The sequence below is a fragment of the Streptomyces sp. NPDC052301 genome (genome assembly GCF_044593395.1).
Taxonomy (GTDB): Bacteria; Actinomycetota; Actinomycetes; order Streptomycetales; family Streptomycetaceae; genus Streptomyces.
Genome location: NZ_JBIUBE010000006.1, coordinates 556148 through 581823, shown reverse-complemented (window position 1 = coordinate 581823; position 25676 = coordinate 556148). Strand labels below are relative to the sequence as shown.

Annotated in this window: 25 protein-coding genes and 1 pseudogene; 13 read left to right on the top strand and 13 right to left on the bottom strand. The window is 70.5% G+C overall.

All coding sequences use genetic code 11. The annotated features are described in order from the left end of the window. Window positions 1-76: 76 nt before the first annotated feature. Entirely contained in the window at window positions 77-1642 is a 1566-nt protein-coding gene (locus ACIHEJ_RS20435; protein ID WP_400137531.1) for an FAD-binding oxidoreductase, read from the bottom strand. Window positions 1643-1970: 328 nt separating this feature from the next. Here ACIHEJ_RS20435 and pstS point away from each other — a divergent pair, with 328 nt between their 5' ends. The 4 genes from pstS (at window position 1971) to pstB (ending at window position 6117) form a co-directional block, all read left to right on the top strand. Next, window positions 1971-3101 (top strand): phosphate ABC transporter substrate-binding protein PstS, encoded by a 1131-nt coding sequence (gene pstS / locus ACIHEJ_RS20430; protein ID WP_400137528.1) that lies wholly within the window; start codon window positions 1971-1973, stop codon window positions 3099-3101. Window positions 3102-3222: 121 nt separating this feature from the next. Then, window positions 3223-4233 (top strand): phosphate ABC transporter permease subunit PstC, encoded by a 1011-nt coding sequence (gene pstC / locus ACIHEJ_RS20425; RefSeq protein WP_400137424.1) that lies wholly within the window; start codon window positions 3223-3225, stop codon window positions 4231-4233. Further along, the gene (pstA, locus tag ACIHEJ_RS20420) at window positions 4230-5291 is read left to right on the top strand and encodes a phosphate ABC transporter permease PstA (protein WP_400137421.1); all 1062 of its coding nucleotides are present in this window, start codon (window positions 4230-4232) and stop codon (window positions 5289-5291) included. The genes pstC and pstA overlap by 4 nt, the downstream gene beginning before the upstream one ends. Before the next feature lie 49 nt (window positions 5292-5340). Beyond that, window positions 5341-6117: a phosphate ABC transporter ATP-binding protein PstB gene (gene pstB / locus ACIHEJ_RS20415; protein ID WP_400137419.1), complete on the top strand. Its 777-nt coding sequence runs from the start codon at window positions 5341-5343 to the stop codon at window positions 6115-6117. 1195 nt (window positions 6118-7312) lie between these two features. Here the strand turns inward: pstB and ACIHEJ_RS20410 are convergent. Both ACIHEJ_RS20410 and ACIHEJ_RS20405 read right to left on the bottom strand, forming a co-directional pair. Continuing rightward, entirely contained in the window at window positions 7313-8311 is a 999-nt protein-coding gene (locus ACIHEJ_RS20410; RefSeq protein ID WP_400137416.1) for an anion permease, read from the bottom strand. A gap of 7 nt (window positions 8312-8318) precedes the next feature. Then, on the bottom strand, window positions 8319-8939 hold the full coding sequence (locus ACIHEJ_RS20405; RefSeq protein ID WP_123975966.1) for a DUF47 domain-containing protein: 621 nt from the start codon (window positions 8937-8939) through the stop codon (window positions 8319-8321). A 218-nt stretch (window positions 8940-9157) separates the two neighbouring features. Between ACIHEJ_RS20405 and ACIHEJ_RS20400 the strand changes: the two genes are divergently transcribed. Continuing rightward, entirely contained in the window at window positions 9158-9463 is a 306-nt protein-coding gene (locus ACIHEJ_RS20400; RefSeq protein ID WP_199211084.1) for a metal-sensing transcriptional repressor, read from the top strand. Between the two features lie 115 nt (window positions 9464-9578). Here ACIHEJ_RS20400 and ACIHEJ_RS20395 read toward each other — a convergent pair whose 3' ends face one another. Together ACIHEJ_RS20395 and ACIHEJ_RS20390 are read right to left on the bottom strand one after the other, a co-directional pair. Continuing rightward, window positions 9579-9746, bottom strand: a complete 168-nt coding sequence (locus tag ACIHEJ_RS20395; protein WP_400137412.1) for a hypothetical protein — start codon at window positions 9744-9746, stop codon at window positions 9579-9581. A gap of 104 nt (window positions 9747-9850) precedes the next feature. Then, window positions 9851-10753 carry a hypothetical protein gene (locus ACIHEJ_RS20390; protein ID WP_400137409.1) on the bottom strand — a complete coding sequence of 301 codons (903 nt, stop codon included), beginning with the start codon at window positions 10751-10753 and terminating at the stop codon, window positions 9851-9853. A 144-nt stretch (window positions 10754-10897) separates the two neighbouring features. Between ACIHEJ_RS20390 and ACIHEJ_RS20385 the strand changes: the two genes are divergently transcribed. Continuing rightward, the gene (locus ACIHEJ_RS20385; protein ID WP_400137406.1) at window positions 10898-11071 is read left to right on the top strand and encodes a hypothetical protein; all 174 of its coding nucleotides are present in this window, start codon (window positions 10898-10900) and stop codon (window positions 11069-11071) included. Here the strand turns inward: ACIHEJ_RS20385 and ACIHEJ_RS20380 are convergent. The 8 genes from ACIHEJ_RS20380 to mshD form a co-directional block, all read right to left on the bottom strand. Beyond that, the gene (locus ACIHEJ_RS20380) at window positions 11053-11460 is read right to left on the bottom strand and encodes an NUDIX hydrolase (protein WP_400137404.1); all 408 of its coding nucleotides are present in this window, start codon (window positions 11458-11460) and stop codon (window positions 11053-11055) included. The genes ACIHEJ_RS20385 and ACIHEJ_RS20380 overlap by 19 nt on opposite strands. 19 nt (window positions 11461-11479) lie before the next feature. After that, window positions 11480-12631 (bottom strand): CHAD domain-containing protein, encoded by a 1152-nt coding sequence (locus ACIHEJ_RS20375; protein WP_400137402.1) that lies wholly within the window; start codon window positions 12629-12631, stop codon window positions 11480-11482. Then, window positions 12612-14966, bottom strand: a complete 2355-nt coding sequence (locus ACIHEJ_RS20370) for an RNA degradosome polyphosphate kinase (protein ID WP_400137399.1) — start codon at window positions 14964-14966, stop codon at window positions 12612-12614. The genes ACIHEJ_RS20375 and ACIHEJ_RS20370 overlap by 20 nt, the downstream gene beginning before the upstream one ends. A gap of 88 nt (window positions 14967-15054) precedes the next feature. Beyond that, window positions 15055-15810 (bottom strand): hypothetical protein, encoded by a 756-nt coding sequence (locus ACIHEJ_RS20365; protein ID WP_400137396.1) that lies wholly within the window; start codon window positions 15808-15810, stop codon window positions 15055-15057. Further along, window positions 15807-16805: an ABC transporter permease gene (locus ACIHEJ_RS20360; protein WP_400137393.1), complete on the bottom strand. Its 999-nt coding sequence runs from the start codon at window positions 16803-16805 to the stop codon at window positions 15807-15809. Before ACIHEJ_RS20360 ends, ACIHEJ_RS20365 begins: the two co-directional genes overlap by 4 nt. Further along, window positions 16802-17680, bottom strand: coding sequence for an ABC transporter ATP-binding protein (locus ACIHEJ_RS20355; protein WP_400137390.1), 879 nt, complete (start codon window positions 17678-17680; stop codon window positions 16802-16804). The genes ACIHEJ_RS20360 and ACIHEJ_RS20355 overlap by 4 nt, the downstream gene beginning before the upstream one ends. After that, window positions 17677-18063 carry a GntR family transcriptional regulator gene (locus ACIHEJ_RS20350; RefSeq protein ID WP_400137387.1) on the bottom strand — a complete coding sequence of 129 codons (387 nt, stop codon included), beginning with the start codon at window positions 18061-18063 and terminating at the stop codon, window positions 17677-17679. The genes ACIHEJ_RS20355 and ACIHEJ_RS20350 overlap by 4 nt, the downstream gene beginning before the upstream one ends. A 102-nt stretch (window positions 18064-18165) precedes the next feature. Next, window positions 18166-19092: a mycothiol synthase gene (mshD, locus tag ACIHEJ_RS20345; protein WP_400137385.1), complete on the bottom strand. Its 927-nt coding sequence runs from the start codon at window positions 19090-19092 to the stop codon at window positions 18166-18168. Window positions 19093-19517: 425 nt separating this feature from the next. On the opposite strand from mshD, the pseudogene ACIHEJ_RS20340 reads away from it, so the two are divergent. The 7 genes and pseudogenes from ACIHEJ_RS20340 to ACIHEJ_RS20310 all read left to right on the top strand — a co-directional run. Then, a pseudogene (locus tag ACIHEJ_RS20340) lies at window positions 19518-20786 on the top strand (ABC transporter ATP-binding protein); the annotation flags it as partial. A gap of 130 nt (window positions 20787-20916) precedes the next feature. After that, window positions 20917-21264, top strand: coding sequence for a hypothetical protein (locus ACIHEJ_RS20335; protein WP_400137383.1), 348 nt, complete (start codon window positions 20917-20919; stop codon window positions 21262-21264). A 50-nt stretch (window positions 21265-21314) separates the two neighbouring features. Then, a complete protein-coding gene (locus tag ACIHEJ_RS20330) occupies window positions 21315-21626 on the top strand; it encodes a pore-forming ESAT-6 family protein (RefSeq protein WP_400137381.1) in 312 nt (103 codons plus the stop codon). Between the two features lie 58 nt (window positions 21627-21684). Further along, window positions 21685-22098 carry a DUF6507 family protein gene (locus tag ACIHEJ_RS20325; RefSeq protein WP_400137379.1) on the top strand — a complete coding sequence of 138 codons (414 nt, stop codon included), beginning with the start codon at window positions 21685-21687 and terminating at the stop codon, window positions 22096-22098. Beyond that, complete coding sequence (locus ACIHEJ_RS20320) at window positions 22095-24467, top strand: hypothetical protein (protein ID WP_400137376.1); 2373 nt, start codon at window positions 22095-22097, stop codon at window positions 24465-24467. Before ACIHEJ_RS20325 ends, ACIHEJ_RS20320 begins: the two co-directional genes overlap by 4 nt. An 11-nt stretch (window positions 24468-24478) precedes the next feature. Next, complete coding sequence (locus ACIHEJ_RS20315) at window positions 24479-25348, top strand: immunity 49 family protein (protein WP_400137373.1); 870 nt, start codon at window positions 24479-24481, stop codon at window positions 25346-25348. Further along, entirely contained in the window at window positions 25345-25626 is a 282-nt protein-coding gene (locus tag ACIHEJ_RS20310; RefSeq protein WP_400137371.1) for a hypothetical protein, read from the top strand. Before ACIHEJ_RS20315 ends, ACIHEJ_RS20310 begins: the two co-directional genes overlap by 4 nt. Window positions 25627-25676: the final 50 nt, after the last annotated feature.

Here is a 25676-nt window from a genome sequence, read left to right as displayed (position 1 = left end):
CCCGCCGGCTCCTGCTGCCTCGTCAGCCAACCCCCGGGCGGCCCGTCCCGGCCGGTCCCGGGGCGGGCGGGATTTCCTACAGCCCCTGAGCGTAGGAGAAGAACTTCTCCGGGTCGTACTGCTTCTTCACCTTCGTCAGGCGCGCCGACGCGTCGCCGTAGTACGCCGAACGCCAGTTCTTGAGGGTCGGGTCCGTGTAGTTCTGGTACGCCGCGCCGGAGGCGTACGGCTGCATCGCGTGGTGCGCCGCCGTGAGCCAGGACTGGGCCGAGGTGCCGGAGGCCCCCGCGCCCCAGGACGCGATGTACTGCGCCAGCATGCGGGAGCGGCGGTGGACGAAGGCCGTCGCCGTGGGGTTGACCCGGTTGACCGCGCCGCCGAGTGCCGTGAACGCGATGCTGCCCGCGCCGCCGTGCACCGAGCGGATCTGGTTCAGGACCGTCTGGATGCCCGCCGCGGACAGGGAGCGGTCGAAGAAGTCCGAGCGGGCCGCGTAGGTCTCGCGGCCGAGCCGGCCCTGCGATGAGCGGCCCGGGGTCGAGCCGGGCAGGTGGCACTGGGCGTCGGTGGAGAAGGAGGAGCAGCCGGCGTAGATCTCCATCGCCTCCTCGTAGCCGTGCCGGCGCAGGGAGACCGAGGTGGCGTCGGCGCCGGCCTGGTGGGCCAGGCGGTCCACCGCGTTCTGCAGTTCGCCGTACGTGCCCATGGAGAAGCAGGCCACGGAGATGGTCGGGGTCCGGCCCGGCGAGCACGCCAGGTGCAGGGAGGACCAGATCTCGTCGGGCTGGCTCGGGCCCCACGCCTGCCAGGCCTTGAGGACCGCGGCGGCCTTCGCCCACGGCCAGGTCATGTACGCGGTCACCGCCTGCGGTGCCGCGTGGGTCTTGAAGTGCAGTTCGGTGACGACGCCGAAGTTGCCGTTGCCCGCGCCGCGCAGCGCCCAGAAGAGGTCGGAGTGGTTCTTGGCGTCCGCGGTGACCTGGGTGCCGTCGGCGGTGATCAGGGTCGCCTGGGTGAGGCTGTCGCAGGTCAGGCCGTAGGCGCGGGAGGCGACGCCGTGGCCGCCGCCCAGGACCAGGCCGGAGACGCCGACCGTGGGGCAGGAGCCCGCGGGGATGGTCACGCCCTTGGCGCCCAGCGCGCGGTAGACGTCGATCAGCTTGGAGCCGGCGCCCACCACCGCCTGGCCGCCGCTCACCCGGATCCGGTTCAGCTTGGAGACGTCGAGGACGAGGCGGTTGTCGCCGGAGGAGTAGCCCGCGTAGGAGTGGCCGCCGTTGCGTATCGACACCCGTATCTTGTGGGCCCGGGCGTACGCCAGGGTCGTACGGATGTCGGCCGCGTGCGCCGCGTACGCCACCGCCGCCGGCTTCAGGCCGTCGAAGCGGGTGTTGTACAGCTGGTGGGCCGTCTTCCAGGAGGCGTCGCCGGGCCGCACCAGGGTGCCGTCCAGATCACGGGCGAGGGCCGCCCAGTCGGCGGCGGCCGCTGCGCTGGTGGTCTTCAGTGCCGTACCGGAGGATGAGAAGGCACGCCGTTGTGTCACGGACTCGGCGGACGTGCCCGAGCCCGCGCTGCACCCGGCGAGCGCGCTCGCCGCCAGGGCGGCCGCACCGCCCGAGATGAACGTACGCCGTTCCATGCTCATCGTCGTCTCGCCTTTCCTGGGATCTCCTGGAACGAGACGACACCACGCTCGCCGAGGTTCCCACGGGGGAGTGACGAACATCGAATATGTGTCCGCGTAACCCAGTCGCCGGAACCTCCACGTGCTCTCCCCGTGAGCATTCCGTGACCTCACCGGGCCGACGGCAGGGGTTCACCCGTCGTTCACTTCCGGCCATCGGCGGCTTCACCTGTTCTGCCTAATTTCGGCCGTGCACGGTGCGGGGCGGCCAGGTATGCGCCCGCCGCACCCCATGTCTTCGCACGCCGCCGACAGCGGCGGCTCCTGGAAGGAACTTCCGAACGTGATGCTTCAGCGCAAGAACCGGCTGCGGGCCCTCTCCCTCGGTGCTGTCGCCGTGACCGGCGCCCTGGCCCTGACGGCGTGCGGCTCCGACGACAACGGCGGCGGCAGCGCGTCGGGTGGTGCCTCCTCGACGGCCAAGGCCGGCTCGATCAAGTGTGACAACGCCAAGGGTCAGCTGCTCGCAGACGGCTCCTCCGCGCAGAAGAACGCGATCGACGCCTGGGTCAAGCAGTTCTCCCAGGCCTGTGGCGTGCAGATCAACTACAAGGGCGGCGGCTCCGGCGCCGGTGTGACCGCGTTCACCCAGGGCCAGGTCGCCTTCGCCGGCTCCGACTCCGCGCTGAAGCCCGAAGAGGTCACGGCCTCCAAGAAGGTCTGCAACGGCGGCCAGGGCATCGACCTCCCGATGGTCGGCGGCCCGATCGCCCTCGGTTACAACGTCCCGGGTGTCGACAACCTGGTCCTGGACGCCCCGACCATCGCCAAGATCTTCGACAGCAAGATCACCAAGTGGAACGACCCGGCGATCGCCGCGCTGAACAAGGGCGTGAAGCTCCCCGACCTGAAGATCCAGGCGTTCCACCGCTCGGACGAGTCCGGCACCACGGACAACTTCACCAAGTACCTGATCGCCACCACCCCGGCCAACTGGAAGTACTCCGGCGGCAAGGCCTGGCAGGCCAAGGGCGGCCAGTCCGCTCCGCAGTCCGCGGGTGTGGCCCAGCAGGTCAAGCAGACCTCCGGCGCCATCGGCTACTTCGAGCTGTCCTACGTCAAGGACGGCATGAAGGCCGTCTCCCTCAACACGGGTGCCAGCAAGCCGGTCGCCCCGAGCACCGACAGCGCCACCGCCGACATCGCCGCCGCGAAGGTCGTCGGCACCGGCAAGGACCTGTCCCTGAAGCTGGACTACAAGACCAAGGCCGAGGGTGCCTACCCGATCACCCTGGTCACGTACGAGATCGCCTGCGACAAGGGCAACAAGGCGGACACCCTGCCCGCCACCAAGGCCTTCCTCCGCTACATCGCGAGCGAGGACGGTCAGAAGGTTCTCTCCACGATCGACTACGCCCCCGTTCCCGACGCCATCATCAGCAAGGTCCGCACCACCATCGAGGGCCTGAGCTGACCTGATCCGAGTGCGCGGTCCGGGTCCCAGCCACCGCCGGGACCCGGCCGCACACCGTCCGGTGCACCGCCGCCACGAGTCGCCGCCCCCCTGGGCACGGCTCCGCAGACCGGAGAACCCGATGGACATATCGACGACGAAGACGACTGACGCACCTCCCCCCACGCCCCAGCCGACGCTCGGCCAGCAGAAGCGCAACGCCCGTGGCGCGACCCGCCCCGGTGACCGCATCTTCCTCGGCCTGTCCCGCGGCTCCGGCATCCTGCTTCTGGTGATCATGGCCGCGATCGCGGTCTTCCTCACCTACCGTGCGTGCCTCGCGATCAGCAAGGACCACGGCAACTTCCTGACCACCTTCGAGTGGAACACCAACCTCCAGCCGCCGACCTTCGGCATCGCGGTGCTGGCCTTCGGCACGATCGTCTCCTCGGTCATCGCCATGGCCATCGCTGTCCCGGTCGCGGTCGCCATCGCGCTGTTCATCACGCACTACGCCCCGCGCCGCATGTCCAGCCCCGTCGCGTACGTGATCGACCTGCTCGCCGCCGTGCCGTCCATCGTGTACGGCCTGTGGGGCGCCCTGGTCCTCGTACCGCACATGGACGGCCTGTACGGCTGGCTCAACGACTTCTTCGGCTGGACCGGGATCTTCTCCTGGGAGCAGGGCGCACCGCGCTCGATGCTCACCGTCGGCATCCTGCTCGCGATCATGATCCTGCCGATCATCACCAACGTGAGCCGCGAGGTCTTCCGCCAGGTCCCGCAGATGCACGAGGAGGCGGCCCTGGCTCTCGGCGCCACGCGCTGGGAGGTCGTCCGCATGTCCGTGCTGCCCTTCGGCCGCTCCGGCGTGATCTCGGCCTCCATGCTCGGTCTCGGCCGTGCGCTCGGCGAGACGATGGCCGTGGCCACCGTGCTCTCGCCGAACTTCGACATCCAGGCCAGCCTGCTCAACCCGGGCGGCGGCACCTTCGCCCAGAACATCGCCAGCAAGTTCAGCGAGGCGGACGAGTTCGGCCGTGACGCGCTCATCGCCTCCGGTCTGGTCCTGTTCGTCATCACGCTGGTGGTCAACGGCGCGGCCCGGCTGATCATCGCCCGCCGCGCGGAGTACTCGGGGGCCAACGCATGAGCACCGCAAGCCTGACCGACAAGCGCCCCAGCACGCTGCGTGCCGCCAGCCTGCCCAGGTGGACGCCGTGGGCGATCGCCGCGGGCTCCCTCGCCGTGGGCGTCGGCATCAGCGCGGCCGCCGGCCTGCACAGCAAGATCCAGTGGGCGTTGATCGCCGCGGTCCTGTTCGTGCTCGGTACGTACGTCGTCGCCGCGCGCGTCGAGGGGCCCCGCCAGGCCAAGGACCGCATCGCGACCAGCGTCGTCTGGGTCTCCTTCGTGCTCGCCGTGATCCCGCTGGTCTCCCTGATCTGGGTGACCGTCGCGCGCGGCGTGAAGGTCCTGAACCTCTACTTCCTGACCCACTCGATGGGTATCGTCGCCGACACCGAGCCCGGCGGTGGCATCTACCACGCCATCATCGGCAGCCTGGAGCAGGTCGGCCTGGCCACCCTGATCGGTGCCCCGATCGGCGTGCTCACCGCGATCTACCTCGTGGAGTACGGGCGCGGCCGGCTGGCCAAGTCGGTCACCTTCTTCGTCGACGTGATGACCGGTATCCCGTCGATCGTCGCCGGTCTGTTCATCCTCAGCCTGATGCTCATCTTCAAGATGCAGCCGTTCGGCTTCGCCGGTTCGCTGGCCCTGGCCATCCTGATGATGCCGGTCGTCGTCCGCTCCACCGAGGAGATGCTCAAGCTCGTCCCGAACGAGCTGCGCGAGGCGTCCCTGGCGCTCGGTGTGCCGAAGTGGCGCACCATCCTGAAGGTGGTCCTGCCGACCTCCATCGGTGGTATCACCACGGGCGTCATGCTCGCCGTGGCCCGTATCGCGGGCGAGACCGCGCCGGTGCTCCTGCTGGTGTTCGGCAACCCGTTCATCAACAACAACCCCTTCGAGGGTGCGCAGGCGTCGCTGCCGCTGTACATCTACCAGCAGTTCGCGAACAGCGCGGGTTCGGGTGCGGCGTACGACCGGGCCTGGGCGGCCTCGCTGACGCTGATCGCCTTTGTGATGATCCTCAACCTGGTGGCCCGCGGGATCGCCCGCTGGAAGGCCCCGAAGACCGGTCGCTGACGCGGCCAACAGCGACCGAGCCTGAATCTCTGGAAGTGAAGTAGAAGACATGGCCAAGCGAATCGACGTAAGCGGACTGACCGCCTACTACGGCTCCCACAAGGCGATCGAGGACATCTCGATGACCGTCGAGCCGCGTTCGGTGACGGCGTTCATCGGGCCCTCCGGCTGCGGCAAGTCGACGTTCCTGCGCACGCTGAACCGTATGCACGAGGTCACCCCCGGTGGCCGCGTCGAGGGCAAGGTGCTGCTGGACGACGAGGACCTGTACGGCACCGGCGTCGACCCGGTGTCGGTGCGGCGCGAGGTGGGCATGGTCTTCCAGCGCCCGAACCCCTTCCCCACGATGTCGATCTTCGACAACGTGGCGGCCGGGCTGCGCCTGAACGGCAATTACAAGAAGAGCGAGCTGACCGACATCGTCGAGAAGTCGCTCAAGGGCGCGAACCTCTGGAACGAGGTGAAGGACCGCCTGAACAAGCCGGGCTCCGGTCTCTCGGGTGGTCAGCAGCAGCGGCTGTGCATCGCGCGGGCGATCGCGGTCGAGCCGAAGGTTCTCCTCATGGACGAGCCCTGCTCCGCGCTGGACCCGATCTCCACGCTCGCCATCGAGGACCTGATCGGTGAGCTGAAGGAACGGTTCACGATCGTCATCGTGACGCACAACATGCAGCAGGCCGCGCGTGTCTCGGACCGTACGGCGTTCTTCAACCTGGCGGCGGTCGGTCAGCCCGGCCGGCTGATCGAGATCGACGACACCGAGCGGATCTTCTCCAACCCGTCGGTCCAGGCGACGGAGGACTACATCTCCGGCCGCTTCGGCTGACGGACACTGCCGCTCCGGCTGAGCCGGGGTGGCGCCGGACCCCTCGCGGTGCTGCATGGCGGTGCCACCGTGAGGACGCAAGAGGGCCCGCCCCTGGCTCCCGGGGGCGGGCCCGTTGCGTTGCCCGCGGTGTCGCTGCGCTTGGCTTGGGCTGTCCGTGCGTCGCGCTGCGCCACGGGTGCGGTGTCGCTGCGCTTGGCTTGGGCCGGTTGCGTCGGGCTCCGCCATCGGTGCCGCGGTGCCGTTGGGTTCGGCTTCGGCTGTCCGTGCGTCGGGGCTGTGCCCTCGACCCCGTGGTGTGGCTGCGCTTGGCTGGGGCGCCGTATGTTTCGGGGCTCCGCCCTCGACCCCGCCGGGGCTTCGCCCCTGACCCCCTTCGCCCACCCACCCACTCGACTCGGTCGGCTGGGAGGGGGAGGGAGGGGGAGGGAGGGGGAGGGAGGGGGAGGGAGGGGGGAGGGGGCTCAGGCGGCTGGAAGCGGGCGGGCCGGCCCGGCCCGGGGCATCGTTCGAGGCGAGGGGCTTGACCGCGGCGGGGCCGGGGGCGTCGTCCGCGGCGGACTATCCCCGTGGGCCCGCCAGCCCGTGGGCCCGCCAGCTCGCTAGTCCGCTAGCCCCTCGGGCCGCCAGCCCCTCGGCCCGCCAGCCCCTCGGCCCGCCAGCCCCTCGGCCCGCCAGCCCCTCGGGCCGCCAGCCCGCTAGCCAGCTAGTCCGTCAGCCCCTCGGCCCGCTAGTCCGCCAGCCCCTCGGCCCGCTAGTGCGTCGGTTCCTCGGCCCGCTAGCCCGTGGGCCCGCCAGCCCGCCAGCCCGCCAGCCCGCTAGCCCGTGGGCCCGCCAGCCCGCTAGCCCGTGGGCCCGTTAGCCCGCCAGCCCGTGGGCCAGCTAGTCCGTCAGCCCCTCGGCCCGCTAGTGCGTCGGTTCCTCGGCCCGCCAGCCCGTGGGCCCGCCAGCCCGCCAACCCGTCGGCCCGCTAGTCCGTCAGTCCCTCGGCGCGCCAGCCCATGGGCCCGCCAGCCTGTTAGCCCGTCGGCCGCCAGCCCGTGAGCCCGTCAGCCCGCCGAACCTCCGGCCGAGCCCCCGCCGACCTTGCCTCCGGGGTCGTCTGCCGGTGCCGTCGCCGGAAAGCCGAGTGCCCACCCCCTCGGTTTGCCGTTCGGCTGTGCGAGGTGAGTGGGCGGGTGGGGGGAAGGGGAGGTCAGAGGACCGTCAGGTCGATGATTCCGAACGCTGCCGCTGCCACCAGGGCCGCTGCCGGCATCGTGATGAACCAGCCCAGGACGATGTTCTTGGCCACGCCCCAGCGGACCGCGTTGACGCGCTTCGTCGCGCCGACGCCCATGATCGCCGAGGTGATGACGTGGGTCGTGGAGATCGGCGCCTTGAAGAGGTACGCCGTGCCGAACATGATCGAAGCGCCGGTGGCCTCCGCGGCGAAGCCCTGCGGCGGGTCCAGTTCGATGATCTTGCGGCCCAGGGTGCGCATGATGCGCCAGCCGCCGGCGTAGGTGCCGAGGGAGAGCATCAGGGCGGAAACGATCTTCACCCAGACCGGGATCGGGTCGCCGAAGGTCTCGTGGCCGGAAATCACCAGGGCCATCACCACCACACCCATGGTCTTCTGGGCGTCCTGGAGGCCGTGACCGAGGGCCATGCCGGCCGCGGAGACCGTCTGCGCTATGCGGAAGCCCCGCTTGGCCTTGTGCGGGTTGGACCGGCGGAAGAGCCACATGATCGCCGTCATCACCAGGTAGCCGACGATCAGGCCGACCACCGGGGACAGGAACATCGGGATGATGATCTTGTCCACGACGCCGTTCCAGTGGACCGCCGTACCCCCCGCGAGGGCCGCGCCCACCAGGCCGCCGAACAGCGCGTGCGAGGACGAGGACGGCAGGCCGTAGTACCAGGTGATCAGGTTCCAGGTGATCGCGCCGAGCAGGGCGGCGAAGAGGATGCCCATGCCCGTCGAGCCGGAGGGCGTCTCGATCAGGCCCTCGCTGACGGTCTTGGCGACACCGGAGCCGAGGAAGGCACCGGCCAGGTTCATCACGGCCGCCATGGCGAGGGCGGCCCGCGGGGTCAGGGCACGGGTCGACACGGACGTCGCGATCGCGTTCGCCGAGTCGTGGAAGCCGTTCGTGTACGTGAAGAAGAGCGCGACCGCGATGGTCACGACCAGGGCGAAGGTGTCCATCGACGCCTCAGGACTCCTTGACGGCGATGGTCTCCACCGTGTTCGCCACGTGCTCGAACGCGTCCGCAGCCTCTTCGAGGACGTCCACGATCTGCTTGAGCTTGAGGACCTCGATCGCGTCGTACTTGCCGTTGAAGAGGTGCGCCAGCAGCTTGCGGTGGATCTGGTCGGCCTGGTTCTCGAGGCGGTTGACCTCGATCCAGTACTCGGTGAGGTTGTCCATCGTGCGCAGGTTGGGCATCGCCTCGGCCGTCAGGTCCGCCGCCCTGGCCAGTACCTCGATCTGCTGCTCGACGCCCTTCGGCAGCTCCTCGACGTTGTAGAGGACGACCAGGTCGACGGCCTCCTCCATGAAGTCCATGATGTCGTCGAGGGACGACGCGAGGGAGTAGATGTCCTCACGGTCGAACGGCGTGATGAACGAGGAGTTCAGCTGGTGGAAGATCGCGTGCGTGGCGTCGTCACCTGCGTGTTCCGCTGCCCGCATACGCTCTGCGATCTCGGCCCGGGCGGATGCGTCCGCCCCGAGCAGTTCCATCAGGAGTTTCGAGCCGGTGACGATGTTGTCCGCGGATGCGGCGAACATGTCGTAGAAGCTCGTCTCCCTGGGGGTCAGACGAAAGCGCACGTGGGGTCCTCGGGGTGCTTCGGTTTCGGTCAGGCTGATGCTAGGCGCATCATCCGGCCACGGCTATCGGGCCGCATCCCAGTGTCGCCCATCGGGCAGAGTGATCAGCACGGGGGCGTACCAAGGGCTCCTTACCCCGCAAAGTTGGTTACCATATACCCAGTAGGGGTATGTATCCCCGAATGTGTCCACAGCTCGTCCCGAGATGGAGGCCCGCGATGACGACGACCGAGGCCGGCGCCACCCACGGCTACCACAAGCAGAAGGACGAGCACCTCAAGCGGCTGCGCCGGATCGAGGGGCAGATCCGCGGGCTGCAGCGGATGGTGGACGAGGACACGTACTGCATCGACATACTCACGCAGGTCTCGGCCTCCACCAAGGCCCTGCAGTCCTTCGCGCTGCAGTTGCTGGAGGAGCACCTGCGGCACTGTGTCGCCGACGCGGCCCTCAAGGGCGGTGAAGAGATCGAGGCGAAGGTGGACGAGGCGACGAAGGCGATCGGGCGCCTGCTGCGCACCTGAGCGTCCGGTGCCTGCCGGCTCCGGATCTCCCGCCGGGTCGTAACGCTCCCGCCGGGTCGTAACGCTCCCGCGGGGTCGTAACGCTCCCGCCCGGTCCTAGTGGTCCGGCCCGGTCCTAGCGCTCCCGCTCCTCGGCCACCCGCAGCACCTCGTCGATGCTCTCCAGGCTGAGCCGGTCCTCGGCGGCCGAGGCGGCGATGATCAGCTCTCCGCACAGCTCGATCTCGGCGAGGGCCACGTGGTCCTGTACCGCCGTGCCGCCGACCGGAGCCACCTGTCTCACCCCTTCTCCGCCGTCTTCCCTGCCGTCACCGACTTCCTAGAGTAGGCAGGGCTCTACACACCGCGCATGGCACGGACGGGCTAGTTCAGGGGTGGCGCACCGGACTAGTGCACCGGTCCGCCCGTGCCCTCGGCCGTGCCCTCGGCCGTGCCCCCGCCGGCGTCCCCGTCCGCGGTGATCCGGCCCGCGTAGATGTCCTTCGAGCGCGGCAGGCGGACGTCCGCGGGTGCGCCGAAGTCGTACAGCAGCGTGGTGGAGGCGACCGCCACCGGTGTCTTCTGCCGCCCGTTGACGAAGCTGAAGCGCTGCCGGAGCTTGCGGATGCGGCCCTGGTCGTCGAGGTAGGCGTCGAACGGCACCTCGGCCGTGGCGAACCCTTTCGCCGCCGCGGCCAGGGGTGCCCGGTCGTCGGCGGCGGCGTACCGGGCCGCCTGGTTCAGATCCGCCGTGCCCCGGTAGTGCCGTACGGCGGTCCCGCCGACCTCGGTCCTGCCGACGAAGGTCGCCGTACGCGTCCCGCGCAGCACCTCGGCCGCCGTGTACGGGTCGGTCGCGCCGCCGGTGACCAGGTTGCCGTCGGAGAGCGAGGCGGCCTCCACCCGCACCCACTTGTCGGCGGGCACCCCGGCTCCCCGGTTCTTCATGAACAGGGCGCCGGGCGCGAGGAGTTCGGTGATGGGCCGGTGCTCGGCCGCGCCCGTCGGGTCCGCGGGGAGGACGACGGTGAGCCGGCCGAGGCGGTGCCGGTAGTCGTAGACGCCCCGGCCGCGGATGGTGACGCGGGTGCCGCCGGTGGCCATCTCCATGGAGGTGGTGGCCTTGGAGCTGCCCGCGCCGCGCAGGGTGTCGGCGGCCCGGTGCAGGGTGGTGACCGGGTCGCCCATGCCCTTGACGTCCTCGGCGGCGGCCCCGCTGCCGGAACAGCCGGTGCAGGCCGTCCCGAGGGCGACCACGATGCCGATCGCGACGACCGTCCTGCCCGCGCGCCTGTGCTGCCGCCGATCCATCGCCTGCCTACCCCCAAGCCGGTATGTCCGTCACGGGCCCCCTGTCGTGACGGTTAACGACGGGTAGGGGGTGCCGTCACGCGCCGCCGGGGGCGGAGAAAGCCATACGAACCCTTTAACCGCGGTGTCGGTAACGTTGTCAGCGTGGCGCAGCAGGGCGAACCGGAGCGGATCCGGCAGGGGCAGGGGCACCTCGTCTCGACGACGGAACAGGGCCGTTTCTGTGTGGCTCGCTGCAGTTGTGGCTGGCGCGGTCCGGCCCGCCGGGCCCGCAGCCAGGCCCGTACGGACGCGGAGGCTCACGCGGCCGAGCTGTGAAGGGCGTCCACCAGATCGCGGTCCCGGGGCTGGGTGAGGCGGCTGCGGGCGGCGGCGGGGGAGAGCCACAGGATGCGGTCCACCTCGTCGTTGGGCGTGAAGTGGCCGGAAACCGCCTCCGCCGCCCAGTAACGCACCTGTTTCGGGCGGCCGTTGGCCAGATAGCGCAGGCTCGGCAGCTCGACGCCGGGCACCGCCGTGTACCCGGTCTCCTCCGCGACCTCGCGCAGGGCGCCCGCGAGGGCGTCCTCACCCCGCTTGAGCTTGCCCTTGGGGTGGGACCAGTCGTCGTACTTCGGCCGGTGGACCAGGCATATCTCCAGGTCTCCGGCGACCGGTGAGCGGCGCCACAGCACGCAGCCGGCCGCCTGGACCAGGGTGTCGTTCACGCCGCCTCCTCGTGGCGCCTCAGGGGGTGCCGACCGTCTGCTTCTGCCAGGCCTGCTGGAAGGCGAACCTGGCCGCCTCCACCTCGTGCCGCTGGTCGGCGTGGAGCACGCCGAGGGCGTACGCGGTCGCGGGGGCGATGCGGGGGGTGCGGGCCGCCTGCGCCGCGGCGGCCGCGGCCTCCGAGGCGTCCCGGTGCCGGTTCAGGGCCTGACCGGCGGTCAGGAGGTCGACGTCCACGGGGCAGTCGTCCGCGTCCAGCACCTCGCGGGCGTACCGGTGCAGGCGCAGCAGCAGGCGGACCTGGTGCCAGGGGCCGTCCTGGGGGTGCGGGGACGGATCCGGGGACAGGCCGTGGATGAGGGCCTCGGCGTTGTAGGGGTGGCCGGCGACGATCAGGGGCAGGGCGGCGATGGCGTCCGTGAGGCGCTCCTCGGCGGCTCCGGCGAGCGGACGCAGGTCGGTGGCCGGGGCGGTGGGCGTGAGGGGGACCTCGCTGGCCAGTACGGCGACCCTGTCCGCCACGGCGTGGAAGCGGGAGGAGCCGAGGGCCTGCAGCGCCGTGGAGTGGGCCCTCGTCCGGGCGAGGGTGAGCTGGCGTTCGAGCAGGGCGCCCGCCTTGGCCGCGCCCACGGTGAGGGTGCCGCGTTCCGGTGTCGCCGGGGGGTGGGCCGGGCCGCCGGCGTTCTCCAGTGCAGCCGCGCCCAGCCGTGCCGCCCCGGCGGCCCGGCTGGGCGCGGCCACGGCGGCTGCCGCGTCGCCCGCGCCTGCGACCCCGGCCACCTCGACCGGAGCCGGCTGCCCCGGGAACGCCGTGGCCCCCGACAGCCGGTGCAGGGCCAGCAGCAGGCGTTGCAGACGGCCCTCGTACGCGTGTTCCAGGGCCAACGTGCCGGAGACCCAGGCGAGTTCGGGGCGCATCTCCTCGGACCAGGCGGGGTCGAGGAGCGGCCGGAAGGTGTGGAGGCTGGCGCTGATGCGGCGGGCCGAGCGGCGCAGGGCCCGGGCCGCGCCGACGGACTCCTCCGAGCCGTTCGCCGTGCCGTTCTCCCGGTGCAGGCGCAGCGCGCGGAGGAACTCCGTGGCCTGGGTGCGCAGATAACCGGCGAGGGCCTCGCCGGTCACCGCCGCCCCGGCGGTGGGGTCCGTCGGGTCAAGGTGTTGCTGTGCCACGCCGGCGCCTCCGGGCGTCTATGAGCATCTCCTGAACGTTGCGCAGTGGTTGACCGTCCGCGTCGGTCGCGTGTCGCGTCCACTCACCGTCCGGGCCGAGGTGCCAGGAGGCGGTGGTGTCGGACATGCCGGTGTCCAGCAGCCGGTTGAGGGCTGCGCGGTGGCCGGGGTCGACGACGCGGACCAGGGCCTCTATCCGGCGGTCGAGGTTGCGGTGCATCATGTCGGCGCTGCCGATCCACACCTCGGGCTCGCCGCCGTTGCCGAAGGCGAACACCCGCGAGTGTTCGAGGAAGCGGCCGAGTATGGAGCGGACGCGGATGTTCTCCGACAGGCCCGTGACGCCCGGGCGGACGGCGCAGATGCCGCGCACCCAGACGTCGACCGGCACGCCCGCCTGGGACGCCCGGTAGAGGGCGTCGATGACGGCCTCGTCGACCATCGAGTTGACCTTGATACGGGCGAAGGCAGGACGGCCCGCACGGTGGTGCTGGACCTCCTTGTCGATCCGCGCGATCAGGCCGTCCCGCAGGGACTTGGGGGCGACCAGCAGACGGCGGTAGGTCTCGCGGCGGGAGTAGCCGGAGAGGCGGTTGAAGAGGTCCGAGAGGTCCGCGCCGACCTGCGGGTCGGCCGTGAGCAGGCCGAGGTCCTCATACAGGCGGGCCGTCTTCGGGTGGTAGTTGCCGGTGCCGACGTGGCTGTAGCGGCGCAGGGTCTCGCCTTCCTGGCGGACCACCAGCGACAGCTTGCAGTGCGTCTTCAGGCCGACCAGGCCGTAGACGACGTGGCAGCCGGCCTCCTCCAGCTTGCGCGCCCACTTGATGTTGGCGTGCTCGTCGAAGCGGGCCTTGATCTCGACCAGGACGAGGACCTGCTTGCCGGACTCGGCGGCGTCGATGAGCGCGTCGACGATCGGGGAGTCGCCGGAGGTGCGGTACAGGGTCTGCTTGATCGCGAGGACGTCCGGGTCGCCGGCGGCCTGCTCCAGGAACGCCTGGACGGACGTGGAGAAGCTGTCGTACGGGTGGTGCAGCAGCACGTCCCGGGTGCGCAGGGCGGCGAAGATGTCCGGCGCGGACGCGGACTCCACCTCGGCGAGGTCGCGGTGGGTGCCGGCGACGAACTTCGGGTACTTCAGCTCGGGCCGGTCGAGGCTGTGGATGCGGAAGAGGCCGGTGAGGTCCAGCGGGCCGGGCAGCGGGTAGACCTCCGCCTCGGAGATCTTCAGCTCGCGGACCAGCAGGTCCAGCACCTCGCGGTCGATGGACTCCTCGACCTCCAGGCGCACCGGCGGGCCGAAGCGGCGCCGCATGAGCTCCTTCTCCAGGGCCTGGAGCAGGTTCTCGGCGTCGTCCTCCTCGACCTCGAGGTCCTCGTTGCGGGTGAGCCGGAAGGTGTGGTGCTCCAGCACCTCCATGCCCGGGAACAGCTCCTCCAGGTGCGCGGCGATGACGTCCTCGACGGGGACGTACCGGCCGGGGCTGCTCTCCAGGAAGCGGGACAGCAGCGGCGGCACCTTCACGCGCGCGAAGTGCTTGTGGCCGCTGACCGGGTTGCGTACGACGACGGCCAGGTTCAGCGACAGGCCGGAGATGTACGGGAAGGGGTGCGCCGGGTCGACGGCGAGGGGGGTCAGGACCGGGAAGATCTGGTGCCGGAAGAGGGTGAACAGGCGGGCCTGTTCCTTCTCGGTCAGCTCGTTCCAGCGGACCAGGTGGATGCCCTCCTCGGCGAGCGCGGGGGCGACGTCCTCGTGGTAGCAGGCGGCGTGCCGGGCCATGAGCTCGCGCGAGCGGGCCCAGATCATCTCCAGCACCTCGCGCGGCTGCAGCCCGGAGGCGGACCGGGTCGCCACGCCGGTGGCGATGCGGCGCTTCAGACCGGCCACCCGGACCATGAAGAACTCGTCCAGGTTGCTGGCGAAGATCGCGAGGAAGTTCGCGCGCTCCAGCAGGGGCGTGTTCGGGTCCTCGGCGAGCTCCAGGACGCGTTCGTTGAACGCCAGCCAGCTGCGCTCCCGGTCGAGGAAGCGCCCCTGCGGCAGAGGCGCACCGTCGGTGTGGGCCTCCTCGTACGCGTCGAGATCCGCGTCGATGTCGGGTTCCAGGTCGGAGACCGTAGCGGCCACGGTGTGCGGGCGGTGCGCGGCTATGGAGCCCACGGGGGGCTGTGCGTGCTGGACCGGTGCCTGGGCGTCTGGCTGACTCATGACCCCATTCTTCCGCGCCAGGGGCGTGACGGGCGCGTCGGAACGTGCGGGCGGGAGCGTCACGGCCCCGTTCCCCGCTGGCCCCTCGGGGGGCGGCGAAGGCTCTGGCACGGCGGGCTTCATTGGCCGAGCGTCGCAAGCCCGGCTGAATCAATGGTTACGGAGACATGACGTGTGGGATAGCGGGGGGCGGCTCCCGGGAGTCTGTGCCTCAGCCGGTGCGGCGGCGCAGGAGCGTGTAGGCGGCGGTGACGGCGAGCGCGGTGAGGACGAGGACGATACCGGTGGCCGCCAGGTGCAGGGACCAGAAGCCGGACAGGGCGGGACGCAGCGGTTTCCACAGGTCGCGCAGGTGCAGCCGCAGGACCAGGGTGGCGGCGACGGCCGTGGCCAGGGCGGGCAGGGCGCGGCGCAGGGCCAGCCCGGCCAGGGCGCCGGCGGCGAGCGCGAACAGCACGAGCGCGGGCAGCAGCGGGCCGCGCGGCACGAAGACCTGGTCCCAGGTCCAGTGGGTGACCAGGACGTCCCGGTCCGTGGCCCAGACCCGGCCGAAGGCCACGGCGAGGACGGCGGCACCGCCGAGCAGTGGCAGCGCGGCCGTGGCCAGCTTCGTGGTCAGCCAGCGGACCGGGGTGACGGCCTGGGTCCAGATCAGCTGTGCGGTGCCGGACTCCAGCTCGCCGCCGATGAGTGCGGCCCCGGCCCAGGCGGCCACCGCGCAGGGGGCGTAGGAGAGGACCTCGCCGAGGCTGTTCATGACGTTGTTGGTGTCGGTGAACGCGGTGTACGAGCACCAGTGCCCGGCCTGCACGCAGGCCCGGTCCCGGGGCGCGGCGGAGAAGTGGATCCACAGCAGCTCACCCACCGCGAGCAGGACGAACGCGGTCCAGACGAGCAGCGCCGGGCGGTGCAGCCGCAGCAGGGTGCGGCGGGTGGTGGGGCGGGCGGCGGCGAGGGCGGTGGTCATGCGGTGGCCTTTCCGGTGGGCCGGGCGGCGCCCGTCATGCGGCGCAGCACCAGGAAGGAGCCCAGCACCAGCAGTCCGGCGACGGCCAGGATCAGCGCACTGGTGGTGAGCTGGAGCGGCCAGTAGTGGGATTCGGGGTGGTAGGTGTTGAAGTAGCCGACGGCCTTGGAGTAGGCCGCGCCGCATGCGGCGGTGGAGCCGCAGTGCGGGATCGGCAGATGGGCGCCGGTGCTGCTCACCAGGCCCTGTTCGACGATGACGCCCGATCCCGGCGCCCCCGTCTTGAGGTTGCCGACGGTGGTGACCGTCGGCCACAGGTAGGGCATCAGCTCCGCGGCCAGGCCCGCGACACCCAGGGTGATCACCGTGCCGAGGACCAGCGCGGGCAGCGTCCGGCGCAGCAGCAGGCCCGCCAGGGTGCCGGCCGCGAGTCCGGCGAGGGGCAGGGCGACGGTGGTGGGGCCGTTGGCGTGGAAGGTCGTGAGGTCGTACCAGCGCGGGGCGGTGTCGATGCGGTCCACGCCCGCGGACCAGGCGAGCCGGTGCAGCCAGAACAGCAGGCCGGTCCCGGCGGCGAGGGCGACCGCGGGCACGGCGAGCCGTATCGCCAGCCAACGGGCCGGGGAGGTGCTCTGCGTCCAGGCCAGCCGGGCGGTGCCGGACTCCAGCTCCCGGCCGACGAGGGCGGCGCCCGTCCATCCGGCCACGAGGAAGGGCAGGGCGTTCAGGGTGAGGGTGGTGTAGCTGTAGCAGGTCTTGTAACGCAGGATCGCGGGCTGGTCGTACGCGCACTTCATCGGGTGCGTGCAGGCGTCGAACTGCCGCCAGCCCTCGGCCGCCGCGTCGGCGAGCGGACCGTGCAGGGCGAGCTGCAGGGCGGCGAGGACGATCACGAGCCCGGCCCATGCGTACAGCGTGGGCCGGTGCAGGCGCAGGACCCAGCGGGTCAGCCGCGGCCGGCCGGCGGCCGGGGTGGTCAGGGCGGCGGCGGTCATGCGGCGCGCTCCTCGGTCAGGCTCGGTGCGGCGGGGTTGCGCAGGTGGGCGAGGAGCAGTTCCTCCAGGGAGGGCGTCGCGGTGCGTCCGGCGCCGGGGACGGGTCCGGCGGGGCGGATCAGCGCGGTGAGCTGGCGGCCGGTGACGCGGGACTCGACGACGGTGTGCGGGCCGAGGTCGGTGGTGTCGGCGGGGCCGGTGACCCGCAGGTGGGCGGCGAGCAGGTCGTCGATCTCGCCGGCCAGCCGGATCCGGCCGCCGCCGACCAGCAGCAGATGGTCGCAGGAGTCCTCCAGCTCGGCGACGACGTGCGAGGACATCACGATCGTGGTGCCGCACCGGGCGGCCTCGGCCATCAGCGTGCCCATCAGCTCGTGCCGGGCCAGCGGGTCGAGGTCGGCCATCGGCTCGTCCAGGAGCAGCAGTTCGGGCCGCTTGCCGAGGGCGAGGGCGAGCGCGACCCGGGTGCGCTGACCGCCGGACAGGGAGCGGACGCGGGAGCGGGGGTCCAGGTCGCCGGCCGTGACGACGTGCCCGGCGACGGCCTGGTCCCAGCGCTCGGGGTTGAGGTCGGCGCCCATGCGGAGCGTCTCGGCGACCGTGAGCTGCGGGTAGAGCGGCTTGTCCTGGGCGACGAAGCCGACCCGGGGGCGGGCCTGGGCCGGTGCGGTGCCGAGCACCCGCACCTGGCCCTCGGTGGGCGGCAGCAGGCCGGCGGCGAGGGCGAGCAGGGTCGACTTGCCGGCGCCGTTGGGCCCGACGACGGCGCACACCCGGCCGGTGGGCAGCCGGAAGTCGCAGTCGCGCAGCGCCCAGCCTCCCCTGCGCCCGAAGCGCCTGCCGAGGCCGACGGCCTCGATCGCCGTGTCGCTCATGAACGTTCTCCCTGGAAGTGCTGGTCGAGTACGGCAGTGAAGAGTGCGGCCACGTCGTCCCGCTCCAGACCGGAGGCGCGGGCCCGCACGGCCCAGGCCTCCAGCTCGGTGCGCAGCGACGTGTCGACGGGGGCGGTGGCCAGCGAGCGGCGCACGAAGGTGCCGAGCCCGCGCCGGGCCTCCACCAGCCCCTCGCGCTCCAGCTCCCGGTAGGCCTTCAGGACGGTGTTGGGGTTGATGGCGGTGGCCTCCACGACCTCGCGGGCCGTGGGCAGCCGGTCGCCCGGCTCCAGCAGGCCCATGCGCAGCGCCTGTTTGGTCTGCTGGACGATCTGGACGTAAGTGGCGACCCCGCTGTGCCGGTCGATGCGGTACTCGACCACGCCTAGAACCACCCTTTCACTAATTGAGTAGTGAAAGGGTGGTGTAAGAGAGGGGCGGCCGTCAAGCCGGGCCGCCCCTCGCGTCGTGCCGAGCCGGACCGGTCAGGTCTCGGTGCGGTACATCAGGTCCGTCTCGTGCGTGGTGAATCCCAGCCGCTCGTACACCGCCACCGCCGCCTTGTTGTCGGCGTCGACGTAGAGCATCGCGGTCGGCAGGCCGAGCCCGGCGAGATGGCGCAGCCCGATCGTGGTCAGGGACTTGCCGAGGCCGCCGCCCTGCTCGCCGGGCCGCACGCCGAGCACGTACACCTCGCCGAGCCCCTCCGTCGCGTGCACCTTGGTCCAGTGGAAGCCGACCAGTTCCCCGCGCCGCTCGGCGAGGAAGAACCCGGCCGGGTCGAACCACGCCTCGGCCTTGCGGTCGTCCAGGTCCCGCTGGGTCAGCGAGCCCTGCTCCGGGTGGTGCGCGAAGGCGGCGGCGTTCACCGCGAGCCAGGCCGCGTCGTCCTTGCCGGGCACGAAGGCACGGACCGTCACACCCTCCGGCAGCACCGGGTCCGGCAGCGCCAGGCCGGCCAACGGCCGCCGCATCTGGCGCAGTTCACGGAAGAGCGTGAGGCCGAGCACCTGGGCGAGGTGCCGTGCGGCGGCGTGCCCGCCGTGCGCCCACACGCGCAGCCGCTTGCCGGAGGCGGCGAGCAGGGCGGCGCCGAGCGCCCGGCCGTGTCCGTGTCCGCGGTGCGCCGGGTGCACGACCAGTTCGGCGGCCGGCGCCTCCACCGGATCGGTGTCCTCCAGCTGGGCGTAGCCGAGGAGTTCGCCGTCGGTGGTCAGCAGCAGGTGCGAGACGCCCTCGCGGGCACCCCCGCGCAGCTGCAGCCGGCCCTGCTCGGACACCGGTTGCTGGCCGTCGATCCGGGCGGCCTCGGCGAGCAGTGCGAGCACGGCCTCGGCCTGGTCCGGGGCGAGCGCGGAGTAGGTCTCGATGGAGCGGGAGCCGGGAATCCGTTCGGTGTCGTCGCTGGTCATGCGTATGAGGGTACGGCGGGCGGGCCGCCCAGGGGCGGTACGTCACAGGTCGGACGCCGGGCCGCGGGACGGCCTCCCCCGGGCCGACCGGGACCCCTAGATCCTGTCTGAATACGAAACCGGTTCCCGAAACTCCCTGAAAACAACCTCGGTTGCATTTAATCGAGGTCTCACCGAAATCGACCTTTTATCGCTTCTCGCTGCCTTGATGTTTTCCATGTCGAAAGCGAACGGGAGTGACCGGGAGTGATCGGCGCAGGAATTCACAGAAAAGCAGATGCAATTCACAGGAAGAGGAGTACTTCCCTGTCTTTCCATAAGGTCGCCCCCGTCAAGAAGCACCACAAGCCCGCCCCGGCCCCGAGGAAGCCCGCTGCCGAGAAGCCCGCGCCGAAGCGCCGACCGGTCGCGGACAAGGGCTGCTCTGGCTGCGCCGGGACCTGGCGCTCGCCACCTTCGTCCTCGCACCCCTGTTCCTGCTCGCCGCCCGCCGCTTCTCCGGCCGCATCGAGCAGGCGTCCCGGGAGGGCCGGGCCGCCGACGCACAACCGGCAGCGGGACGAGGAACGGCGCCTGGACCGCGAAGCCCGCCCCTGGATGCGGGCCAGTGCGCGCGGGGCGCGGCTGAGCGATGTACGAGCAGCTCGTCGAGGTCGTCGAGGCGCTGTGCGTACTCGCGGTGATCGGCCTGGGCGTCTGGGAGATCTCCGCCGACCGGATGACCCTGGGCGGGCTCCTCGCCTTCGCGGCCTTCCTGGGCTACCTCTATCCCCCGATCCGCACCCTGGGCCGACTGGGCCTGACGGTCACCGCCGCCACGGCGGGCGCCCACCGCATCGGCGAGATCCTCGACGCCGAACCGTCCGTCACCGATCCCGCCGCCCCGGTCGCCCCCTGGGCCGTGCACGGCCGGATCGGCTTCCACGACGTCTCCTTCAGCTCCCCGTCCCCTCCCGCACCTCCCCCCACCCCTCCCTCCGGGAGGTGACCTTCACGGCGGCCCCCGGCGAACTGATCCTGATCACGGGCGCGAGCGGCGCGGGCAAGTCCACCCTCGCCACCCTCCTCGCCCGCTTCTACGACCCGTCGGCCGGCACGATCACCCTGGACGGCGTACCGCTGACCGACGTCCCCCTGCACCTCCTGCGCGAACAGATCACCCTGCTGCCCCGGCAGACGCTCGTCCTCAACGGCACCATCCGCGAGAACATCGCCTGCGGCCGCCCCGGCGCCACGGACCCCGAGATCGAACAGGCGGCCCGCGACGCAGCCGCCCACGAGTTCATCACCGCCCTGCCCGACGGCTACGACACCCTCATCGCCCCCGGCACCGCCGCCCTCTCCGGCGGTCAGCTCCAGCGCATCGCCATCGCCCGCGCGCTACTGCGCTCGGCCCCGGTCCTGGTCCTGGACGAGCCCACGGCCGGCCTAACGCCGTGGCGGCCCGTCAGGTCGTCCGGCCGCTGCGCCGCCCGATGCGGGGCCGGACGACGATCGTGATCACCCACGATCTGACCCTTGCCCCCGACGCCGACCGCATCCTGGTCATCGACAACGGCCGGCTCACGGAGACGGGCACACACCGCGAACTCCTCGCCCGCCGCGGCACCTACGCCCACCTGGCGGCACCGCTCCCGGAAGTGATCGCGGCACCGCCTCCGGCGCCCGAGAACACGATGCTCCTGCGCCGGTAGCAGGCCCCTGACCCGACAGGTCGAAACGCGCCACAGCCCCTCAACCTCGTTGCAGCAGCAACCGGTTGTGCGAGAGGATGTTCGAGTACGCGTGAGCTGTGGGTAGTAAGTGACGCACGGGGGTGCACCGATGAAGTTCGACATGGGGGCGACGACACTCGCCACGCTCGGTAACAGCACGGTCGGGTCCGTCGATGACCTGGGGACCCTGATCCGGCTGCTGATCCAGGCGGCCGAGCCGTTGGAGGGAAAGTTCAACGGTGAGGGAAAGGCGGCGTTCGACGACTTCAAGGCACATGCCGACGAGATCACAGCCGCTCTGAACGGCTCCCTCACCGCGATCCTGGGGGGCCAGTCCGGCATGGACACCGCCTTCGGCTCGGGTGACGTCGAGTTGGGGGACAACGCTCACCAGAACATGGGTGCGGCCAACTTCGACGCGGCTCGCTTCGGCGCACGTCGAGCGCCACGGGTGTAGCAGACTTCGTCACCTTTCTCTGTTCTCAGTTCTCAAGGGGGAATCCGGCCATGGGGCAGAACCTGGACCGCCGCTCGTACGACACCGGTGCCTCTGCCGAGGTGCAGTCCAACATTGCAAGCATCATCGGTCAGTTGGAGCGCGTACTCGGCGACCGCGACCGCGCGGTGAAGGCCGCGATGGCCGACTTCACCGCGGACGGCGTCGCCGACGAGTACCACGGCAAAGAGGTCCGCTGGCACCGCGCCGCCGGCGAGGTCCGCGACATCATCCGGCTGGTGCGGACGACGCTGGAGCAGAACGACGGAACGGCGCAGTCGACGCTGGCCAAGGCGCGGGCGGCGGTCGACGCCATCGGCTGACGACCTGGTCGGAGCAGGCAGCTGATGAGCGAATGAACGGAGTTGCACGGGGGGTGCAGTGAAGGGCTGGGACATCGTTCCGTCCGGCGTCGCCACGGTGGTCTCTCACGTGGGCGATGTCATGAAGGCCATGGAAAGCGTCGTCGAGGCGTACTCCGGCGATGTACAGGGTGCGGCTACGTCGGCCGGAACGCTCGCCCCCGGCGGGGCGAGCGGCGAGCACAAGGGCCAGGCCGGGCTGGTGGGCGCCGCCCTCGCGGAATTCGTCGAAGGCACGGCGAGTGACGTGCAGTTCATCGGCGTCCGGGTCGGCAAGTCGGTCACCGGGGCGGTGGACGCCACTCTGGCGTACAAGGCGGGCGACGTGGAGATGGCCGCCGAAGCGCAGCGTCGGGCCGCCGGCGTCGTGAAACCGGACATGCCGCACGGGTGGACGCCGGCATCGGCAGGGTGGAAGGCGGATCGCCCGTGATCAAGCCGGAGTCCATTCCGCTGTTCACCGGTGACCTGGGGCAGTTGGAGGAGCACGTTCGCGCCCTGCGGCGGGAGGCGGACGGCATACGACAGGCCGGTGGCGAGGCGCACCGGCAGTTCCAGGGCCTGTCGGCCTTCTACAAGGCGCCGGAGGCGGAGGACCTGTTCGCCTCGACCGCACCGGCGCGGGATGCCGCCGACGCCTTCGCGGACAAGGTCGACAAGGTGGCCGACGCGTTGGTGGATTACGCCATCGAAGTCGGGCCCATCGCCAAACGGCTCGAACACCTGAAGAGCAAGGCGACCACGTTCGTCGCCGGGCTCAAGACCAGTACCGGGGAGTTCGACAAGAGCTGGAACAACGACGCGGACAAGGTTGAAGAACATCAGGCCCTGATGCACGACGTGGATGCGGCCCAGGCGGCGTTCTGGGCGGCCGAGGTCACCTGCAGCAACAAGATCACGGCGCTCGTCGGCGGCACCAAGTACGCCGTCAACACCGACGGGAAGCAGCATGCTTCGCCGGGCACCGAACTCTATGGATACGGTGCCGACGTACTGGACCACACCAAGGAGCTTCCGTGGGGCACCCCGGTGGCCCAGCACTATGACTGGTGGGACCCGCACGACTTCAACCACTACTTCAAGAGCTTCGTCTGGGACGGCCTGATCGTCGACAACGTCTGGGGCAGCATCAAGGGACTCGGCTCCATGGTGGGCCTCAACGGATCGCAGGCGTTCAAGGACACCTGGAGTGGTCTGGGCCGGGTGTTCATCGGCGCCGACACCTACCTGCACGAGATGGGCGGCAAGAAGCCGAGCGGTTTCTACGCCTCGGACTACGCCCAGGGCAGCAAGGCGTACGCGAAGGAGTTCGCCAAGTCCTTCGTGGCCTGGGACGAGTGGAAGGAGAACCCCGCCCGGGCGTCGGCGACGGTGCTCTTCAACGGCCTCACTCTGGGCGCGGGCCCCCTGGGCGTCGCGGCCAAGGCCGGCAAGTTCGGCGCGGTCGCCCGGGGGGCCGGTGTCGCCGCGAAGATCGGTGAAGTGATCGACCCCGTATCGGGCGGCCTCAAGGCGGCGGGCGCGGTCGTGCGCAGAATGCCGAAGGTGTCCGAGGTGACGTCGAGGATCCTCGCCGGTGTGGACACCTCTGTCGACGTGACACGCGTGCACAGCGTGATCGAGCTGGCCGACGGCTCCAAGGTCGTCATCCGGGACGGAGAGTTCGTCGCCTACGACAAGCACGGCCATGCGGTGAACGAAGCGCCGATGCAGGAACGATCCGCCGCGAGGTCGCCCGCGCACCAGCAGGCACCGGTGCCGGAGCGGGAGCCTGCCGGAGTCGGAGGACGCGGCGCCGGGCAGGCGACTGGCGTCGGTGATGGCGCAGATCACGTGGCACCTGCACGGGGCGGTTCGTCCGGGGCGGGGGGCAGCGGTGCGCACCACGGGGGAGCCGGCGGTGGCCGAAGTCCGCTCGATGCCGAGCGCGAGATCATGCGCAGGCAGGTGGAGCGGGCCAACAACGACCCGAAGTGGTTCAAGAAGCACTATCGGTCCAATGGCTACCGGCGGTCCACGACGGCGCAGGGTGGCTACGGCCAAGCCGTGCCGCAGCTCGTCGCCGACCCCTTCCACCCGGGCAAGTGGATCGCGAAGAGCGACATGCCGCCGGCGATCAAGGAACACTTCGTCCACGACGATCCCGTGCTGGGCAAGCGCTCTGACGTTCACCCTGGCGTGCTGCACGAGCTGGACAAGCAGGCCGCCGCGCGGCACGAGGCCATCAAGGCCGACAAGGCCGCCGAGGATGAGTTGGAGAAGGCGGAGAAGGCGTACGCGGCCAACCCGACGGACGAGTTGGCCGGCGAGGTGGACAAGGCTGACGCCAAGCACTCGCCGCTGCACGGGGATGCGAACCGGCAGAGCGAGCTGTTCGGCGAGGATGTCGCTGAGCGCCATGCGATACCGGAGCACTATCGCGGCGCGGTTCGCGTGGACGACGGGGCGTTCGGAAACAACCGGTTCGATCAGGTCTACAAGACGCCTGATGGGCGTTATGTCGTAGTTGAGGCGAAGGGGTCCACAAAAGCTAGGCTAGGCGTGCGAAAGGGGCATAGTGGCCGATTGGTGACGCAAGGGTCACGTGAGTATTTTGAAACAATTCTTGCGGAGATGAAGAAGAGGGCCACGGTCTATCAGAGGAAAGGGATGCTTGACCAAGCGCGGGCCGAGAAGCGTTTGGCTGGCGAGCTCCAAACCGCCCTCGATGACAACAATGTCGACTATGTCCTGGTGCAGGCGAAGGCAGACGGGACTCGCTACGCTGGCTATGAAATGAAACAGTTCGACATCGCAGAATGAGGGAAGCTTCCATGGCGACGGTCATTTCCCGGCCTCCTTTCCAGGGCAGCCATCCGGATCCGGCTGCGCTGCGAGAGGAGCTCGTCGAGGACACTGTCGAGGAAATCGAGCGGTTGGAGCGGTATCCCAGCAGTTTCGGTCTGGTCTTCAGCAGCGCGTTGCACACCGCCAAGACGCAGTGCTCCATCGACCCCAAGGCTGAACTTCTCGAAACCTGGGAATCCTGGGTCATGGCCATGCAGGTCGGCTCCGCGCTCTTCTCCTCCGCGACCGCGCCTCAGGGTTCCACGGCCGAGTGCATGATCGCCCACAAGGTCCGTGCCATCCCCGCCGTCGGTCCCAAGCACTTCACGGACGCCGGCACGTGGCTTGAGGCCTTCTGGCTGGCGGTTGTCTGTCGTGATCAGGCGCGGATGACGCAGCTGTGCCAGGTGCCGATCGAGACGCTGCGGGCCTCGGGCGCGGTGTTCGAGGAGTACATCTACGACTGGGTGGACGTGCTGCAGACGTACTGGCTGGAGCGTCCGGGGCTGGGAGAGAAGCTGGTTGCGGCGTTCGACGGAACCGACCCCGACCGGCTGCGGGTCATCGATCGCGAGATGATGCTGAAGGTCCTCTATCCGCCGATCAACCTCTTCTACCGCTTCATCAGCCAGGACCCCGGCAAGTTCAACGAGGCTCTCGTGCAGGCGCTGGAGCTTCACAAGGAGTACTGGACGGCTGATCCCGAGCGAGAGGAGTCGGGAGACGGTGACATCCCGCTCGCCGTCCTCGGCGTGACGTGCCTCGCCTACGATGCCGGCCGCCCCATCGAGGTGGAGTCCGAGTACCTGCCCGAGCACCTGCTGAAGCGCAGTTGGCTCGGTGAGTTCCCGACGTGACGGCTCAGGACTACGACAGTCAGCTCCTGGAGTCCGTCTCCGTCCGGCGGCGTCGGCTCCGGGACGCGCTGCTCTTCGGGGCGCAGCGGCAGCGGCGGACCCTGGACGAGCGGCTGGGGAAGGCGTTCGCGGGGATCGTCCTCGCCGCCGTCGCGTGTGCCGGATGCGTGGGATGGTCGTTCCTCTCGCATCACGTCATCGGGAAGACTCCCTACGCCTCCACGCCCTCCTCACTCCCCAGTCCCGCAACGCCTTCCGGCGCTCCGAACACCCGGTGATAGGTTCGAACACGTGATAACCACGGGGTCCTTGAGGCGTTCCGCGGCCC

Bases quoted from the DNA above. Each gene is read 5' to 3' on its own strand.
- pstA (WP_400137421.1), top strand. From the start codon at position 4,230: ATGAGCACCGCAAGCCTGACCGACAAGCGCCCCAGCACGCTGCGTGCC.
- ACIHEJ_RS20360 (WP_400137393.1), bottom strand. From the start codon at position 16,805: ATGACCGCCGCCGCCCTGACCACCCCGGCCGCCGGCCGGCCGCGGCTG.
- ACIHEJ_RS20315 (WP_400137373.1), top strand. From the start codon at position 24,479: ATGGCGACGGTCATTTCCCGGCCTCCTTTCCAGGGCAGCCATCCGGAT.
- ACIHEJ_RS20390 (WP_400137409.1), bottom strand. From the start codon at position 10,753: ATGGATCGGCGGCAGCACAGGCGCGCGGGCAGGACGGTCGTCGCGATC.
- ACIHEJ_RS20330 (WP_400137381.1), top strand. From the start codon at position 21,315: ATGGGGCAGAACCTGGACCGCCGCTCGTACGACACCGGTGCCTCTGCC.
- ACIHEJ_RS20435 (WP_400137531.1), bottom strand. From the start codon at position 1,642: ATGGAACGGCGTACGTTCATCTCGGGCGGTGCGGCCGCCCTGGCGGCG.
- pstC (WP_400137424.1), top strand. From the start codon at position 3,223: ATGGACATATCGACGACGAAGACGACTGACGCACCTCCCCCCACGCCC.
- ACIHEJ_RS20355 (WP_400137390.1), bottom strand. From the start codon at position 17,680: ATGAGCGACACGGCGATCGAGGCCGTCGGCCTCGGCAGGCGCTTCGGG.
- ACIHEJ_RS20400 (WP_199211084.1), top strand. From the start codon at position 9,158: ATGACGACGACCGAGGCCGGCGCCACCCACGGCTACCACAAGCAGAAG.
- ACIHEJ_RS20410 (WP_400137416.1), bottom strand. From the start codon at position 8,311: ATGGACACCTTCGCCCTGGTCGTGACCATCGCGGTCGCGCTCTTCTTC.
- pstB (WP_400137419.1), top strand. From the start codon at position 5,341: ATGGCCAAGCGAATCGACGTAAGCGGACTGACCGCCTACTACGGCTCC.
- ACIHEJ_RS20370 (WP_400137399.1), bottom strand. From the start codon at position 14,966: ATGAAGCCCGCCGTGCCAGAGCCTTCGCCGCCCCCCGAGGGGCCAGCG.
- mshD (WP_400137385.1), bottom strand. From the start codon at position 19,092: ATGACCAGCGACGACACCGAACGGATTCCCGGCTCCCGCTCCATCGAG.
- ACIHEJ_RS20335 (WP_400137383.1), top strand. From the start codon at position 20,917: ATGAAGTTCGACATGGGGGCGACGACACTCGCCACGCTCGGTAACAGC.
- ACIHEJ_RS20365 (WP_400137396.1), bottom strand. From the start codon at position 15,810: ATGACCACCGCCCTCGCCGCCGCCCGCCCCACCACCCGCCGCACCCTG.